The following is a 14,237-nucleotide window of genomic DNA, read 5'->3' on the forward strand; positions in this document are numbered from 1 at the left end:
TCCAGTAGGAAATCGAGAGGCGACGTCGGGGCATGCTAGGCAATTCCGTAGGCGGAAGCCATGCCACCCGCATGGCGGATGTCGCACAAAGACCGTATTCTGCGCCCAACGATGCAACACGGGATACCAAGATGCCAATGATCGAGACGGCCCTGACGCGACTGCTGGGCATCGAGCATCCGATCCTGCTGGCGCCGATGGGGTCGGCCGCAGGCGGCAAGCTGGCGGCGGCCGTGACGAATGCCGGCGGGCTTGGGTTGGTCGGTTCGGGCTATGCCAACGCCGACGCCGTTCGCAAGGAACTGGCCGAGGCCGGCAACACGCGTGTCGGCGTGGGCTTCATCCTGTGGGCGCTGGAGAAGAACCCGGCGGCGCTGGAAGCGGCGTTGGATGCCAGGCCGGCGGCGATCATGTTGTCGTTCGGCGACCCGACCCCGTTCACCGGGCGGATCAAGGACGCGGGCTGCAAGATCATCTGCCAGGTGCAGACCCTGGCCCAGGCGAAACAGGCCGCCGCCGCGGGTGCCGACGTCATCATCGCGCAGGGCCGCGATGCCGGGGGTCATTCCGGCACGACTCGCGGGACGATGGGCTTGGTGCCGGCGGTCGTGGATGCCGTCGGTTCGATCCCGGTCGTGGCCGCCGGCGGTATCGCCGATGGGCGGGGCCTTGCCGCCGCGCTCGCGCTGGGCGCGGCCGGTGTTTCGATGGGAACCCGCTTCACCGCCACGCGTGAGTCGCTGTGGGATCAGGCGATGAAGGCCACGACGCTCGCGGCTGGCGGCGATCAGACGGAGCAGACACGGGTGTTCGACGTGGTGCGCGGCGCGGCGTGGCCGGCGATCTATCCGGGACGGGCGCTGCGCAACGCCTTCTCCGTTCGGTGGAACGGGCGGGAGGACGAGCTGGCGGCCGACCAGCCGGCACAGGAAAAGATCGTGCTGGCGACGGCCCCGGACGACTTTGACACGCGTGTCGTCTGGACGGGTGAGGGTGTCGACCTGGTCAACGACATCCCGGGCGCGGCCGAGGTCATTGAGCGCATCGTCGCCCAGGCGGCCGAAACCCTTGCCCGGGGTGCCCGGTTGGTCCACGGCACCCCGTCTCGCTCGGCCTGACGCGGGGCACGCCACGGCCGGCAGGGGGGCCCGGACGCGATGCGGCGATGCCGATCGCTTGCCCTTGCCGCCCGAGCGCCCTGCTGCGATCTTTCGTTGAAAGAGGAGACCGCCATGAGCGACACATTACCCACCGCCACACGGGTGGTAGACCCCGGCATTCGTGCCCTGTACCGCCTGGAAAACCGCTGGCAGGCCTGGCTGGACGTCGAGGTGGCACTGGCTCGCGCGCAGGCGGAACTCGGCATCATCCCAGCCGCCGCCGCTGACGCGATCGCCGGCGCTGCCCGGTTGGAGAAGATGGACCGAGCGCGCATCGACGAAGGGTTCGCCCGTACCGGCCACACCATCGTTCCCCTGGTCTGGGAACTCGGCCGCGTCGTCGGCGAGCAACATGGCGGTTGGGTCCATTGGGGCGCCACGACACAGAACATCACCCAGACCGGCGACCTGCTGGTGCTGCGCCAGGCCCATGCCGTGTTCCTGCGGCAGATCGGCGAAATCCTGTCGGCGATGGCCAGCCTCGCCGAACGCGGCGCCGAGATGCCGATCGCCGGCCGCACCCACGGCCAGCATGCCGTGCCCGCGACCTTCGGCTACAAGGTCGCGGTATGGATCGACGAACTGATTCGCCACACGGACCGTTTCCGGCAGGCCGCGCCACGGCTGTTCGTCGCCATGTTGGGTGGCGGCGCCGGGACGTATGCCTCGCTGGGCAAAAACGGACCGCCCGTGCAACAGGCGATCGGCCGGCTGCTGGGATTGGGTTCCATGACCGTTCCATCCCGGGCGATCGGAGACCACCTGGCGGAAAACATCATGCTGCTGGGCCTGCTCGCTGCCACGTGCGGTAAAATCGGCCGTGAAATCTATACCTTGATGAAGACCGAGTTCGGCGAGCTCGAGGAGCCCGTGCCGCCCGGCACCGTCGGCAGTTCCACCATGCCACAGAAACGAAATCCGAAACTGTGCCAGGACATCATCGCCGCCGCCGCCGAAATCCGCTGCATGGTGCCGCTGGCGCTGGAAGCGATGATGACGGAGCATGAGGCGGACCGGACCACAAGCCTGATGATGGACACAGCGGAATCGCGGTCATGCATCGCGACCGGCGACATGCTGAGTCGGCTGGCTGAGATCGTCGGTGATTTGCGCCTCGATCCGGTCCGGATGCGTGCCAACCTGGATCTTGGCGGCGGTTTGATCATGGCCGAGGCGGTGATGCTGGAACTGGGTGCCGCGATCGGCCGGCAGCATGCGCATGACGCGGTGTATGACGCCGCGCAGGACGCCTTCGTGCAGGGCAAGTCGTTCGGCGAGCTGCTGGCCGCCGATACACGTGTCACCACGCATATGACACCGGAACAGATCACCGGCCTGCTCGACCCGACCGCCTATACCGGGCTATGTGCCGATATGGCCCGCGCGGGGGCCGCAAGGGCACGTGCGGCCGCGATGGAGCTATCGAAATGACGGAATTGGATGTCGATCACCTGCGTTCGTGGATCGGCAAGCAGGAAACGCTGCACGACCAGGTCACGCGATTTCCGATCGCCGCGCTGTCGGCGACGCTTGACCGGGACGATCCGGCCCCCGCCGCCGGCGATCCGCTGCCGCCCCTCTGGCACTGGCTCTATTTCCTGCCAACCGCTCGGCAATCCGTCCTGGGACCTGACGGACACCCGGCACGCGGCGGGTTCCTGCCGCCGGTACCGCTGCCACGCCGCATGTGGGCCGGCGGCCGCTTCACCTTCCATCAGCCGCTGCGCGTCGATGAGGCCATCACGCGCGTGTCCACCGTGCAGGATGTGACGGTGAAACACGGCCGCAACGGCGCGCTGTGCTTCGTGCTGGTGCGCCACGAAGTGACCGGTGCGAACGGGCTGGCGTTGGTCGAGGAGCATGACATCGTCTACCGCGATGCGCCGCAGCCGGGTGAGGCGCCCGCGGTGCCCCGCCCGGTGCGGACGGACGGCGTCTGGCAGCGCGATATCCAGCCCAGCGATCCGCTGCTGTTCCGTTACTCGGCACTTACGTTCAACAGCCATCGTATTCACTATGACCGGCGCTATGTGACTGAAACCGAGGGTTATCCCGGCCTGATCGTCCACGGTCCGTTGATCGCCACGCTGCTGATCGACCTGTTGCGGCGGAACACCGACCGGCCGGTCGCGTCGTTTCGCTTTCGCGCGGTCAGCCCGCTGTTCGATGTCGCGCCGTTCTCGGTGCATGGGGTGCCTGACGGGCAGGGGGCCGCGTTGTGGGCGCATAATCCGACCGGGCATGTGGCGATGGAGGCGGAGGCGGTGTTTTAGGGGCCGTGTCGTTGGGGATGGCGCGCGTTGTTTCGCGGGTGGGGTAGGGTGCAACCTGCGTGTTCGCTTGCTCGTCCTTCATTTTACGCACGGAGAAAGTCGGAGGACCACTGAGGGCCACGGAGCGGTGCCGCGGGGCTCCTGGCACGGGATGTGTCATTACAATCGTATCCGCACCCGAACAGCCTTCCGGTCTGCCTGTGGTGTAGTCTGTACACGCTTCGATTCACGGATGCCCCGAGGCGCCTGAGCAGACGACGCGATACTCTTCTCCGTGGCCCTCGGACTGTTTCCGTGTTAAAAAATCCCTGGCCTGACACCCACTCGGGAGGCGAACGGCGAGACACCAGACGCCTGTGCAACGATCGGGCTAAATGTCCCGAATACTCAACGGTGACCTGGCGGTACAACCAGCCAATCTATCACTTTCAACGATCCGGCGCCTCCTGCTCCACCAGCCACCCATCCTGAATCCGCATGAACCTGGACCCGATGGCGCGGACGAAAGACCGGTCATGCGATACCAGCACACAGGTCGCCTGATGTGTCAGGATTTCCGCTTCCAGGCGTTCCTGGCCTTGGATATCCACGTGGTTGGTGGGCTCGTCCATCAGGTAGAAGTTGGGTTCCGTCAGCCGCAGCGCCAACAGGCCAAGCCGAGCCTTTTGTCCGGGCGATAGCTGGCCGATGGTACGGCGTTGCGTGTCGATATCGAAACCGGCGCTGGCGAGCAAACTGACCGCGCGCTGGTCGCCGGGCCGGAACGTCGCGGTCACGAAACCATGCGGTGTGTCGGCCGACGGTAACCGCGACATAAGCTGATCCAGGTAGCCAACGACGACCGAGGAACTGACGGTGACGCCAGGAATTGCCTCACCATCCAGCATCGCCCGTTGCAGCAGCTCCACAAACCTCGATTTTCCAGTGCCGTTTGCCCCCATCACCACGATGCGGTCGTGCTGGAAGATCCTCAACATCCCTGTGTTGAACAAAACCTGTCCTTCCGGCGTCGAGACCGGAACGTTATCTAACGCAACCAGAACTTTCGCATGCGTCCCCCGATTGGTCAGCCGAATATCCCCTGTCCGGGTCTGTTCGGCCGGACGCAACGAATCCTCGATCGCCGCCGCGCGTTCTGCCAGTTGTTTCGACTTCTTCAGCCAGGTGTCGCTGCCGCTGTTGATCCCGACATTGCGCAGATGTCCCGCACTTCGGCGCAACCGGGATGCTTCCCGGACATCGCGCGCCAGCTTTGCTTCTCGCGCACCATCGTCCGCCTGCAGCAATGCGCGGGCGCGACTGAATGGATGCGCGTAAACCCTCGATTCATCAGGCCGCAGAAACAACGTACGATTGGTGCAATGATCCAGGAACTGACGGTCATGACTGGCGATCACCATCGCGACGCCTTCGGTGGCATGGTTGATTCAATCCTCCAGCACCGCCAGCCGCTGCAGGTCCAGATGGTTGGTCGGCTCATCCAGCAGCAGCACATCCGGATCGGTGACCCACACCCGCGCCAGCAACGCCAGGCGCTGCCAGCCGCCGCTCAGCGCCGCCAGGGGCCGGTCCCGCATCTCCACCGGTGTGTCCAGCATGTCCAGCACCAGCCCAATCTTCCAGGCATTGGCCTCCCGCTCCGCCGGCGCCAGTGCGCGCCGGATCGCTTCGGTCATCGGCAGGTCCAACAGGTTTACCGGCACGTCCTGCTCGACATACCCCACCCGCAGCCCGCGGCGCGCAACAATATCCCCCGCGCCCGGTTCCACCTGCCGCGCGAGGCAACGCAGCAGCGTGGTCTTGCCCATGCCGTTGCCCGCGATCAGGCCGATGCGGTCGGTCTCATGAATGGTAAGATCTAGGTTCTGGAACAGCACGCGCGGCGAAACGATGCCTAGGCGGCGCAGTTGAATCAGGGTCATGATACGTCTCTTGTCCGAATCGTCCGCCGGTGTGGTTCGGAACCACATCGACAGCGCAGATGAAGCGATCGCTAGGCGAGCGATGCCGGACGGAAGAAGACGTCAGATCCAGCGTTCGGCCCGCCCCACAACGTGATGTCGTGGGGCCTGCCAGGGTCCGGTGCGGCGATGGTGGTCGTAAGCGGTCACGCATCCCCCCAACGGCTGGATGTTCAAGAATCCGCCTTAGATAAACGGAAACGGCGATCGTTCGCAAGCCACGGCCGATTTCGTTGCAGCCACACATCGCTTCGCGCTATGTCTCCAGAACCGTCGTTCAGGAGGCTCCATGATCCGTCGCCGTACCGTGTTGCTGACCGCCCCCGCCGTGATCGCCGCAACCCGAGCGCACGCGGCCGCCGCGGTGAAGGTGGGTGCCCTGTTCCCGCTCACAGGCAATTCCGCCGGATCGGGGCTGGAAGCCAAGGCGGCCATTCAGGTCGCCGCGGATATCATCAACACCGGCCATCCGGAGCTGAAAGGCCTCACCATCGGCCTGACCCCGGGGCTGCCCAACCTGGGCGGCGCCAGGATCGAACCGATTTTCGTCGACCACCGCGGCGATCCGTCCATGGCGCAAAGCCTGGCGTTGAAACTGATCACCGGCGACAAGGTCTCGGCGCTGTTCGGCGCCTATCAGTCGTCCTGCGCGATGACCGCGACGGCGGTCTCGGAACGCTATAGCGTGCCGTTCGTCGTGTCGGACTCGGTCGCGGCCAACATCACCGGCCGAGGCTTCAAGTTCACCTTCCGCGTCACCCCGATCGCGGCCAATTTCGCCGACAGCTACATGCGGTTCCTGCTGGACCAGAAAAAGGCCGGCCGCACGATCGATAACATCGCCATTGTCAACGAGAACACCGACTACGGCACCTCCGTCGGCGATGCGATCGCGGCGGGTGCGCAGAAATCCGGCCTGCCGGTGTCCATCCGCATCCCGTACAGCGCGAACGGCGCCGATGTTTCGGCACAGGTGCTGCAACTGAAACAGAAGAACCCGTCGGTTGCGTTGTTCGTCAGCTATGCCTCCGACGCCATCCTGTTCATGCGCACGATGAAGAGCCTGGATTACCTGCCGCCGATGATCATCGGCGATTCCGCCGGGTTCTCCGATTCATCGTTCCTGCCGACGGTGGGCAACATTTCCAAAGGCCTGGTCAACCGCAGCGTCTGGAGCAAGGGGCCGCCCGGCAGCCTGTCCGCCGGCGTGAACGCGATCTATCAGGCAAAGACCGGCAATGAGATCAGCGACGTCAGCGGCCGGTGCATCCAGGCCTTCTTCGTGCTGGCGGACGCGGTGAACCGCGCCGGATCGGCCGATCCCGTCAAGCTGCAGGCGGCGTTGAAGGCGACGGCGATGCCGCACAGCGCGATGGTCATCGGCTATCGCGGCGTGCGCTTCGACGACACCGGCCAGAACGTCGAAAGCGCGACCTATCTGACCCAGCTTCAGGGCAAGGACTACGTCACCATCTGGCCGGACGACGCGGCGGTGTCGAAGGTCCAGTGGCCGATGGCCGGCTGGCGGTAACGGGCCTACGGCTCGCGCCGCCATTCTTTCTCCAGCGCCAGCCAGCCGGCCATCAGTTTTCCACCGTCCGGCGGATAGTGCTCCTCCAGGATCGTTAAATTCTCGATCCGATCCGCCCGAAAATGCCGGTAGTCGACCCGCGTCTCGCACCAGGCCGCGACCAGCGTCGCATTGACGTAATACGCCAGTGCGATCGGCCAGATGGTGCGGCGGGTGCGGCGGTCCTGCTCATCCACATACTCCAGGCGGATTTTGCGGGTATCGCGGATCGCGCTGCGGATTTCCGACAGATCGACCCCGTTGGACACCGGCGTTCGGCCCTCGGCAACGTAGAACGGCGCCGCATCGAGGTAGGCCCGAGCCTGATCCGGCAGCACGACGGCGATTTTGGCGAGCACGCTGGCGGCGGCATCTTGCAATGAGGGATCGCGCAGGCGCCGCACCAGCCGCACGCCCACGGCGATCGCATCGACTTCCTCCGTCGTGAACATCAGCGGCGGCAGGTCGAAGCCCCGGCGCAGCACGTAGCCGATCCCGGCCGCCCCCTCGATCGGCACACGGCGCGCCTGCAGCGTGGCGACATCGCGGTAGACGGTGCGGACCGTGACTTCCAGTTGGTCCGCCAGGGCCGCCGCCGTGATCGGTCCCTTGGCCGACCGCAAGGCCTGGATGACATCGAACAGCCGATCGGCTCGGCGCATGGCATCCTCCATCGCTACTGACACAACGGTGTCAGTAGCACACTTCTATCATGCCCTTCTTATAAAGGAAGGGTCGGCGACCATGCGGCAAGCAGCCAAACGGACCACCGTCATCACGGCGGCGACCAGCCTGGGTTTCGCGGTCGTGCAACTGGACGGTTCCATCCTGAACGTCGCCCTTCCGCGGATCGGTGCCGCACTGGGGGCCAGCGTGGACACCCTGCAATGGACGGTCGATGCCTACTTCCTGGTGTTCGCCGCCTTGCTGTTGTCCGCCGGAGCCCTTGGCGACCGCATCGGCTCCAAACGAGCCTTCATCGCCGGTTTCACCATCTTCGCCGTGGCGTCCTGCGCCTGCGGATTGGCGACCACCCCGCTCGCACTGATCGCATTCCGGGCGATGCAGGGCGTTGGCGGCGCATTGCTCGTGCCGTGCTCGCTGGCGCTGATCAATCATGCCTGTGCTGATGATACCGCGGCCCGCGCGCGAGCGATCGGGACATGGACGGCGGCCGGCGGTGTCGCTCTGGCGGTGGGGCCCGTCATAAGCGGCCTTCTCCTCAGTACGCTGGGCTGGCGCAGCATCTTTCTGGCGAATCTGCCGATTGCGGGCTTTGGGATCTGGCTCGCCGCCAGGTTCGCCGTTGAAACCGACCGGCCGGCAATCAGGCGCGGCATCGACCCGGCCGGTCAAATCCTGGCGATCATCTTCCTGATCGCCCTGGTCTGGGCGGTCATCGAGGCAGGTTCGTTCGGCCTGACGGCACCGCGCGTCATTGTAGGCTTCATCGTGGCTGCGCTCGCCGCGTGCCTCCTTCTGGTGGTGGAGCGCCACGCCAAGGATCCCGCGATCCCACTGTCATTCTTCCAGGATACGACATTCAGCGCGGCCACCTTCGGCGGATTTGTCGTCAGCGTCGTCTTGTTCGGCCTGGCCTTCGGGATGACCCTCTATTTCCAACGAATGCTGTCTTACACGCCGGCCGAGGCGGGGTTGGCTTTCGTACCGTTCGCTATCGGAATAACCGTGTCGAACCTCACGGGTGGATGGCTGTCGGCCAAAGCGGGTGCCCGGTTACCGATCGTGAGTGGTCTGCTCCTCGCGGCCGCCGGCGCAATGCTTCTGACCGGCCTCGGTCCCGACACCGCGTATCTGTCGATGCTTCCCGCCCAATTGATGGTCCGCTTTGGTGCCGGCCTCGCCATGCCGCCGATGACGGCCGCGCTGCTTTCGACCGTGCCGCGCGCGCGGTCCGGTTCGGCATCGGGCTTGCTGAACGCGATCCGCCAGTCCGGCGCGGCCATCGGAATCGCATTGTACGGGGCGCTCATGCGCGGCAACATGATCGAGGGACTTCGGATCGCCGTCGTGATCTCCGCCGTCTTGTTTGCCGCCGCCGCGACGGCCGCCGTATTCGGCATTCGTGCGCGGGACCCGGGCGTCAGCCTGACGGGCCGCGAAGTGAAGGCCAACTGATGCCAGGGAAGCCGAACGCGCGCCCCTCTTCCGGCCCGTCATCGAACCGGGCAGACTGCCGCCAAATGCGGGAGGCGGCTTGAATGAGACAGATCGCGACGACGGTGCTGATCGCCGGCGGCGGGCCAGTCGGACTGACAGTGGCGATGGACCTGGCCTGGCGCGGCATCCCCGTGCTGGTGCTGGAAAGCCGCGCCCCCGGCGAACCCCCCAGTGTCAAGTGCAACCACGTCAGTGCCCGCACGATGGAAATATTCCGCCGGCTTGGCGTGGTGCAGGCGGTGCGGAACACCGGCCTGCCCGCCGACTACCCCAACGACGTCGCGTTCCGCACGACGACCACCGGGATTGAACTGTCGCGCATTCCGATCCCATGCCGGGCGGACCGCTACACCGCGACCGGCGGCCCGGATACGTGGTGGCCGACGCCGGAACCGCCGCACCGCATCAACCAGATCTATCTGGAACCGGTTCTGTTCGCCCATGCCAAGGCGATGCCGGGGATTCGCATCCTGAACCGCACCCAGCTTATTGAATTCGAGCAGCACGACACCGGCGTCACCGCCACCGCTGCCGACCTGGACGGCGGCGAGGACCTCACCATCACCGCCGACTACCTGATCGGCGCGGACGGCGCCCATTCCACGGTGCGGCGGCGGATCGGCGCCAGCCTGACCGGCGATGCGGTGCTGGAACACCGGCAATCCACCTATTTCCGAGCGCCGGACCTGCTGAAGGCGACGCCGACTAAGCCGGCCTGGGCCAATACCTCGCTCAACCCCCGCCGCAGCGCCAACATGTTCGCGATCGACGGGCGGGAGACATGGCTGATCCACAACTACATGCGGCCGGGCGAAACGTTCGACAACGTGGACCGCGACTGGTGCATGCGCACCATCCTGGGCGTCGGCCCGTCCTTCCCCATCGAGATCATCACCAAAGAGGACTGGACCGCCCGCCGCATGATCGCCGACCGGTTCCGCGACCGCCGGGTGTTCCTGTGCGGCGACGCCGCCCATATCTGGGTGCCGAACGCCGGTTATGGCATGAACGCCGGGATTGCTGACTCGATGAACCTGTCGTGGATGCTGGCGGCGGTGCTGAAGGGCTGGGCGCCCCCGGCGATCCTCGATTCTTACGAGACCGAACGAATGCCGATTACCGAACAGGTGTCCCGTTACGCCATGGATACGTCCAGCGCGTTGGCGAAACAGCGTGGCGGCATCCCTGACAATCTGGAGGAGCCCGGCCCCGAAGGCGATGCCGCGCGTGCCCGCGTCGGCCAGGATGCCTACGACATCAACGTCGGTCAGTTCTGCTGCGGCGGGCTGAATTTCGGGTCGTTCATCGAGAACTCACCCATCATCGCCCACGACGGCGCTGCGCCCGGCTACAATATCTACGACTTCACCCCCTCCACGGTGCCCGGGTGCCGGACGCCGCATATCTGGCTGGGGCAGGGGATTTCGCTGTACGACGCCATGGGCCCCGACTTCACCCTGCTGCGCTTCGATCCGAAGCTGGACGTCGGCCATCTGCTCGCCGCCGCCGAAATCCGCGGCGTTCCGATGCATCTGCTGGATGTCTCCACCACGGAACCGGTCTATGCGGAGAAACTCGTGCTGTCCCGTCCCGACCAGCATGTCGCGTGGCGCGGCAATGTCCTGCCGGCGGACCCGATCGGACTGATCGACCGCATCCGTGGTGCCGGATCGCGTGTCGATTGATCGTCAATGGCCGGTGGACCTTTCGTCAACCCTTCCTAAATAGACCGTACAATAACACAAAAATGTTCGCTTGGGTAAAATCGGAAAATACGTGCCTGCGTTAAGACTTTTCCGGAGGAATACAATGGACGATATGGGACTGTACCAGGAACCGTCACATCTTTATGACCTATCCGGCCGGTTCCAATCGGTGCGGCAGGCGACCGAGATGCTGGCGGCCGGACTGACGGAGGAGGACCAGTGTGTCCAATCCATGCCTGACGCCAGCCCGGCGAAGTGGCACCGCGCGCACACGACCTGGTTCTTCGAACAATTCGTGCTGGTCCCGCATGTGCCGGACTACCGGGTATTCGACCCGGCTTTTGGCTTCCTGTTCAACTCATACTATGAGGCCGTCGGCCCGCGCCATCCGCGCCCATCCCGAGGCCTCCTGACGCGGCCGTCCGCCGATCAGGTCACCCAGTACCGGCGCCACGTCGATGCGGCACTGGTTCAGGCGATCCCGCATCTACCCACCGCAATCCACGACGTGATCGAACTCGGGCTGCACCACGAACAGCAGCATCTGGAACTCCTGGTCACCGACATGTTGCATGCCTTCTCCGCCAACCCGTTGTGCCCGGCGATCGATCCGGGTTGGCGAGATCCACAGGGCCACCCGAACGAAACGATTTTCGTCGAATGTCCCGCCGGCCTGCATCGGATCGGCTATGCCGACACCGGGTTCTGCTTCGACAACGAAACGCCGGCGCATCGGACGTACCTGCATCCGCACGCCATCGCCTCCCACCTAGTGCGCAACCGCGACTGGCTCGATTTCATCCAGGATAACGGCTACCGCACCCCGTCGCTGTGGATGTCCGACGGATGGGCGACCGTGCGGGAAGCCGAGTGGACCGCGCCGCTGTACTGGCGATGTCAGGACGGCGCCTGGTTCCAGTTCGGACCCGGCGGCCTGGCCCCGCTGGCGCTGGATGCCCCCGTCCGCCACATCAGTTGGTACGAAGCTGATGCCTTCGCTCGCTGGAGCGAGGCCCGCCTGCCCACCGAAGCCGAGTGGGAGGCCGCGAGCGCCAATCCGGCGATCCACGAGATCACCGGCCATGTCTGGCAGTGGACCGAAAGCGCCTATCGTCCCTATCCCGGCTATCGGGCCGCTCCGGGCGCGATCGGCGAGTACAACGGCAAGTTCATGATCAACCAGATGGTCCTGCGCGGCGGATCATGGACCACGCCGCGAGGCCATACGCGACCGACCTACCGGAATTTCTTCCACCCCGACAAGCGATGGCAGTTCACCGGCCTTCGTCTGGCCAAGGACCTATAACGGGAGGCTGATGTGCCAAACGATACCGGATTTGTCCCGCAAAACCAGCGGGCGGACGTCCTTGAGGCTGCCCTGGGCGGCCTGACCGCGACACCCAAGACGTTGCCGGCCAAGCTGTTCTACGACGACGAAGGCTGCCGGTTATTCTACGAAATTACCAGGCTGCCCGAATATTACCTGACACGAACGGAAACCGCGCTGCTGACGTCGATCGCCTCCAGCGTGGTGCCGGATGGCTTCCGCGATGCGGTGCTGGTGGAATTCGGCGGCAGCGACGAGACCAAGGCGCGCATCCTGCTGGATCGTCCGGACTCGCCCTTCACGACTTATGTATCGATCGATGTCGCGGCCTCATCCCTGACCGCCATGCAGGTCCGCCTGGGCGACGTCCATCCCGGTCTGACCGTCGTCCCCATCGCCGCGGATTTCATGCAGCCGCTGCGCCTGCCGCCGCTTGGATCGCCGCGCATGGGGTTTTTTCCCGGCTCGACGATCGGCAACCTCGACCCGGCCGCGGCGGCGCGTTTCCTTGCCTCGGCACGCGACTGCCTGGGGCCGGATTCGTGGTTTCTCCTGGGTGCCGACCTGCGGAAAAGCCCCAGGATATTGTTGCCGGCCTATAACGATGCGGCTGGCGTGACCGCGGCGTTCAACCTCAATTTACTCAGGCGCCTGAACCGGGAGGCAGGGGCCGATTTCGACCTGAATGCCTTCCGTCACGAGGCGGTGTGGAACGACAGAGAAAGCCGGATCGAGATGCACCTGATTGCCACCCGCGATCAGACGGTGCATCTGGGTGGACGGCGCATCGCGTTCCGCGAGGCGGAATCGATCCACACCGAAAACAGCTACAAGCACACGCCGGACCGGTTGATCGAGATTGCACGCCGAGCCGGGTGGGGCATGCAGCAGGTGTGGAAGGACCCGGCCGGCTTGTTCGGCGCGTTCCTGTTCCGGGGCGGGTAGGGCAGGACATAAGGCGCCGGTTGGCACACTCTCACCGTCATGGCCGGGACACGCCCGGCCATGACGGATGAGCAATCACACAGGTGCCTCACAAGGCGATTCCGCTCAAGGCGGAAACGCTACATCAAGCCGATCACGCAAAAGAGCCCCTATGCCGCCATCTTCGTCGTCTCGCCCATCATGAACGTCCGAAGTTGCAGCCGCGCCCGATGCACCCGGCTTTTCAACGTGCCGATCGCGCAGCCCGTCTGTTCGGAGGCTTCCTCGTAGGACTGCTCGTGCAGCACGATCATCGACAATGCCTCCCGCTGGTCATGCGGCAGGCGTTCCAGCGCCCATCCAAGTTCGCGCAACGCCGCCCGATCCTCATGAGCCGCCGCGACGGGTACCTCCGGCATATTGTCAGCATCGGTGAATTCACGTTTGGAACGCATGCTGCTGATGAATTGGTTGATCATGATCCGATGCACCCAGGCGGAGAAATTCGTTCCAGGAATAAAGCAATCTTGCGCAACCAGGACTTTGGCCGCCACATCCTGGGCCAGGTCGTCGGCCGCCGCGCGGTTGCGCGTCAATGCAAGCGCCCATACGCGCATCTTCGGCAAAAATGAAATGAGTTGATCGTTAAATTCCTGCGCCATGGACAAGGCCTCCTGTTAATTCGAACGCAATTGACGCTGAACACCTGTGGCTCGGGGCAAGGCTGTGCAAGGCGGCTGACATGACGGTGATGAACAGGTTTCCGTCACACATATCGAATAGAAAATAATCGCGATCATGTGACTTGATGCCGGGATAAACGACCATCCGTCGGCCCGGTGGCCCAGGAAACGCGCGGCCAGGGCGCCTTCGCGCCGGCAGGCGGCCGGATGGCCGAAAGCCCCCGCAAGAAGGCCAGCTACTGTTATGAATGCCATGCCGTATCGACAGGCCGCGGATCCGATTATCCTGGCGTTCGACACTGTTTCGTGTGTAAAGGCCGCCGCATGCGGTCCTTCGTCTGTCTTCCGATCTTTCTCGCATTTGCCGTGCCCGCCGTCGCATCGGCGGGCCAATTGGCGGCGCACCCATCCCTGCCGCCGTCGGCGATGCACCGGACCGCCGGCTACCGGGT

12 protein-coding genes are annotated in these 14,237 nt (G+C 64.9%); 8 read left to right on the forward strand and 4 right to left on the reverse strand.

Translation table 11 applies throughout. The annotated features are described in order from the left end of the window. Positions 1-131 precede the first annotated feature (131 nt). The 3 genes from GSQ89_RS14555 (at position 132) to GSQ89_RS14565 (ending at position 3,433) form a co-directional block, all read left to right on the forward strand. Complete coding sequence (locus tag GSQ89_RS14555) at positions 132-1,118, forward strand: nitronate monooxygenase family protein (protein ID WP_216856172.1); 987 nt, start codon at positions 132-134, stop codon at positions 1,116-1,118. Between the two features lie 114 nt (positions 1,119-1,232). Next, positions 1,233-2,591 (forward strand): adenylosuccinate lyase family protein, encoded by a 1,359-nt coding sequence (locus GSQ89_RS14560; protein ID WP_158926357.1) that lies wholly within the window; start codon positions 1,233-1,235, stop codon positions 2,589-2,591. Further along, complete coding sequence (locus tag GSQ89_RS14565) at positions 2,588-3,433, forward strand: MaoC family dehydratase N-terminal domain-containing protein (RefSeq protein ID WP_158926359.1); 846 nt, start codon at positions 2,588-2,590, stop codon at positions 3,431-3,433. Before GSQ89_RS14560 ends, GSQ89_RS14565 begins: the two co-directional genes overlap by 4 nt. 428 nt (positions 3,434-3,861) lie before the next feature. Here GSQ89_RS14565 and GSQ89_RS39195 read toward each other — a convergent pair whose 3' ends face one another. Then, complete coding sequence (locus tag GSQ89_RS39195; RefSeq protein ID WP_254073210.1) at positions 3,862-4,833, reverse strand: ATP-binding cassette domain-containing protein; 972 nt, start codon at positions 4,831-4,833, stop codon at positions 3,862-3,864. Between the two features lie 27 nt (positions 4,834-4,860). After that, positions 4,861-5,355, reverse strand: coding sequence for an ATP-binding cassette domain-containing protein (locus GSQ89_RS39200; RefSeq protein ID WP_254073211.1), 495 nt, complete (start codon positions 5,353-5,355; stop codon positions 4,861-4,863). Between the two features lie 328 nt (positions 5,356-5,683). Between GSQ89_RS39200 and GSQ89_RS14575 the strand changes: the two genes are divergently transcribed. Further along, positions 5,684-6,925 carry an ABC transporter substrate-binding protein gene (locus GSQ89_RS14575; RefSeq protein WP_158926361.1) on the forward strand — a complete coding sequence of 414 codons (1,242 nt, stop codon included), beginning with the start codon at positions 5,684-5,686 and terminating at the stop codon, positions 6,923-6,925. A gap of 5 nt (positions 6,926-6,930) precedes the next feature. Here GSQ89_RS14575 and GSQ89_RS14580 read toward each other — a convergent pair whose 3' ends face one another. Beyond that, positions 6,931-7,626 (reverse strand): YafY family protein, encoded by a 696-nt coding sequence (locus GSQ89_RS14580; protein WP_158926362.1) that lies wholly within the window; start codon positions 7,624-7,626, stop codon positions 6,931-6,933. 82 nt (positions 7,627-7,708) lie between these two features. On the opposite strand from GSQ89_RS14580, the gene GSQ89_RS14585 reads away from it, so the two are divergent. The 4 genes from GSQ89_RS14585 (at position 7,709) to egtD (ending at position 13,123) form a co-directional block, all read left to right on the forward strand. Continuing rightward, positions 7,709-9,103: an MFS transporter gene (locus GSQ89_RS14585; protein ID WP_158926364.1), complete on the forward strand. Its 1,395-nt coding sequence runs from the start codon at positions 7,709-7,711 to the stop codon at positions 9,101-9,103. 83 nt (positions 9,104-9,186) lie between these two features. Next, positions 9,187-10,830 (forward strand): FAD-dependent oxidoreductase, encoded by a 1,644-nt coding sequence (locus tag GSQ89_RS14590; RefSeq protein WP_158926366.1) that lies wholly within the window; start codon positions 9,187-9,189, stop codon positions 10,828-10,830. Positions 10,831-10,954: 124 nt separating this feature from the next. Beyond that, on the forward strand, positions 10,955-12,157 hold the full coding sequence (egtB, locus tag GSQ89_RS14595; protein ID WP_158926368.1) for an ergothioneine biosynthesis protein EgtB: 1,203 nt from the start codon (positions 10,955-10,957) through the stop codon (positions 12,155-12,157). Positions 12,158-12,169: 12 nt separating this feature from the next. Further along, positions 12,170-13,123 carry an L-histidine N(alpha)-methyltransferase gene (gene egtD, locus GSQ89_RS14600; protein WP_158926370.1) on the forward strand — a complete coding sequence of 318 codons (954 nt, stop codon included), beginning with the start codon at positions 12,170-12,172 and terminating at the stop codon, positions 13,121-13,123. Between the two features lie 149 nt (positions 13,124-13,272). Here egtD and GSQ89_RS14605 read toward each other — a convergent pair whose 3' ends face one another. Then, a complete protein-coding gene (locus GSQ89_RS14605; protein WP_158926372.1) occupies positions 13,273-13,764 on the reverse strand; it encodes a sigma-70 family RNA polymerase sigma factor in 492 nt (163 codons plus the stop codon). Between the last annotated feature and the right edge of the window lie 473 nt (positions 13,765-14,237).

Source organism: Acidisphaera sp. S103, from assembly GCF_009765975.1.
Classification (GTDB): domain Bacteria; phylum Pseudomonadota; class Alphaproteobacteria; order Acetobacterales; family Acetobacteraceae; genus Rhodopila.

Coding starts and splice junctions, on each gene's coding strand:
- GSQ89_RS14565 (WP_158926359.1), top strand. CDS start 2,588: ATGACGGAATTGGATGTCGATCACCTGCGTTCGTGGATCGGCAAGCAG.
- GSQ89_RS39195 (WP_254073210.1), bottom strand. CDS start 4,833: ATGGTGATCGCCAGTCATGACCGTCAGTTCCTGGATCATTGCACCAAT.
- egtB (WP_158926368.1), top strand. CDS start 10,955: ATGGACGATATGGGACTGTACCAGGAACCGTCACATCTTTATGACCTA.
- GSQ89_RS14605 (WP_158926372.1), bottom strand. CDS start 13,764: ATGGCGCAGGAATTTAACGATCAACTCATTTCATTTTTGCCGAAGATG.
- GSQ89_RS14590 (WP_158926366.1), top strand. CDS start 9,187: ATGAGACAGATCGCGACGACGGTGCTGATCGCCGGCGGCGGGCCAGTC.
- GSQ89_RS39200 (WP_254073211.1), bottom strand. CDS start 5,355: ATGACCCTGATTCAACTGCGCCGCCTAGGCATCGTTTCGCCGCGCGTG.
- GSQ89_RS14560 (WP_158926357.1), top strand. CDS start 1,233: ATGAGCGACACATTACCCACCGCCACACGGGTGGTAGACCCCGGCATT.
- GSQ89_RS14575 (WP_158926361.1), top strand. CDS start 5,684: ATGATCCGTCGCCGTACCGTGTTGCTGACCGCCCCCGCCGTGATCGCC.
- GSQ89_RS14555 (WP_216856172.1), top strand. CDS start 132: ATGCCAATGATCGAGACGGCCCTGACGCGACTGCTGGGCATCGAGCAT.
- GSQ89_RS14580 (WP_158926362.1), bottom strand. CDS start 7,626: ATGCGCCGAGCCGATCGGCTGTTCGATGTCATCCAGGCCTTGCGGTCG.
- GSQ89_RS14585 (WP_158926364.1), top strand. CDS start 7,709: ATGCGGCAAGCAGCCAAACGGACCACCGTCATCACGGCGGCGACCAGC.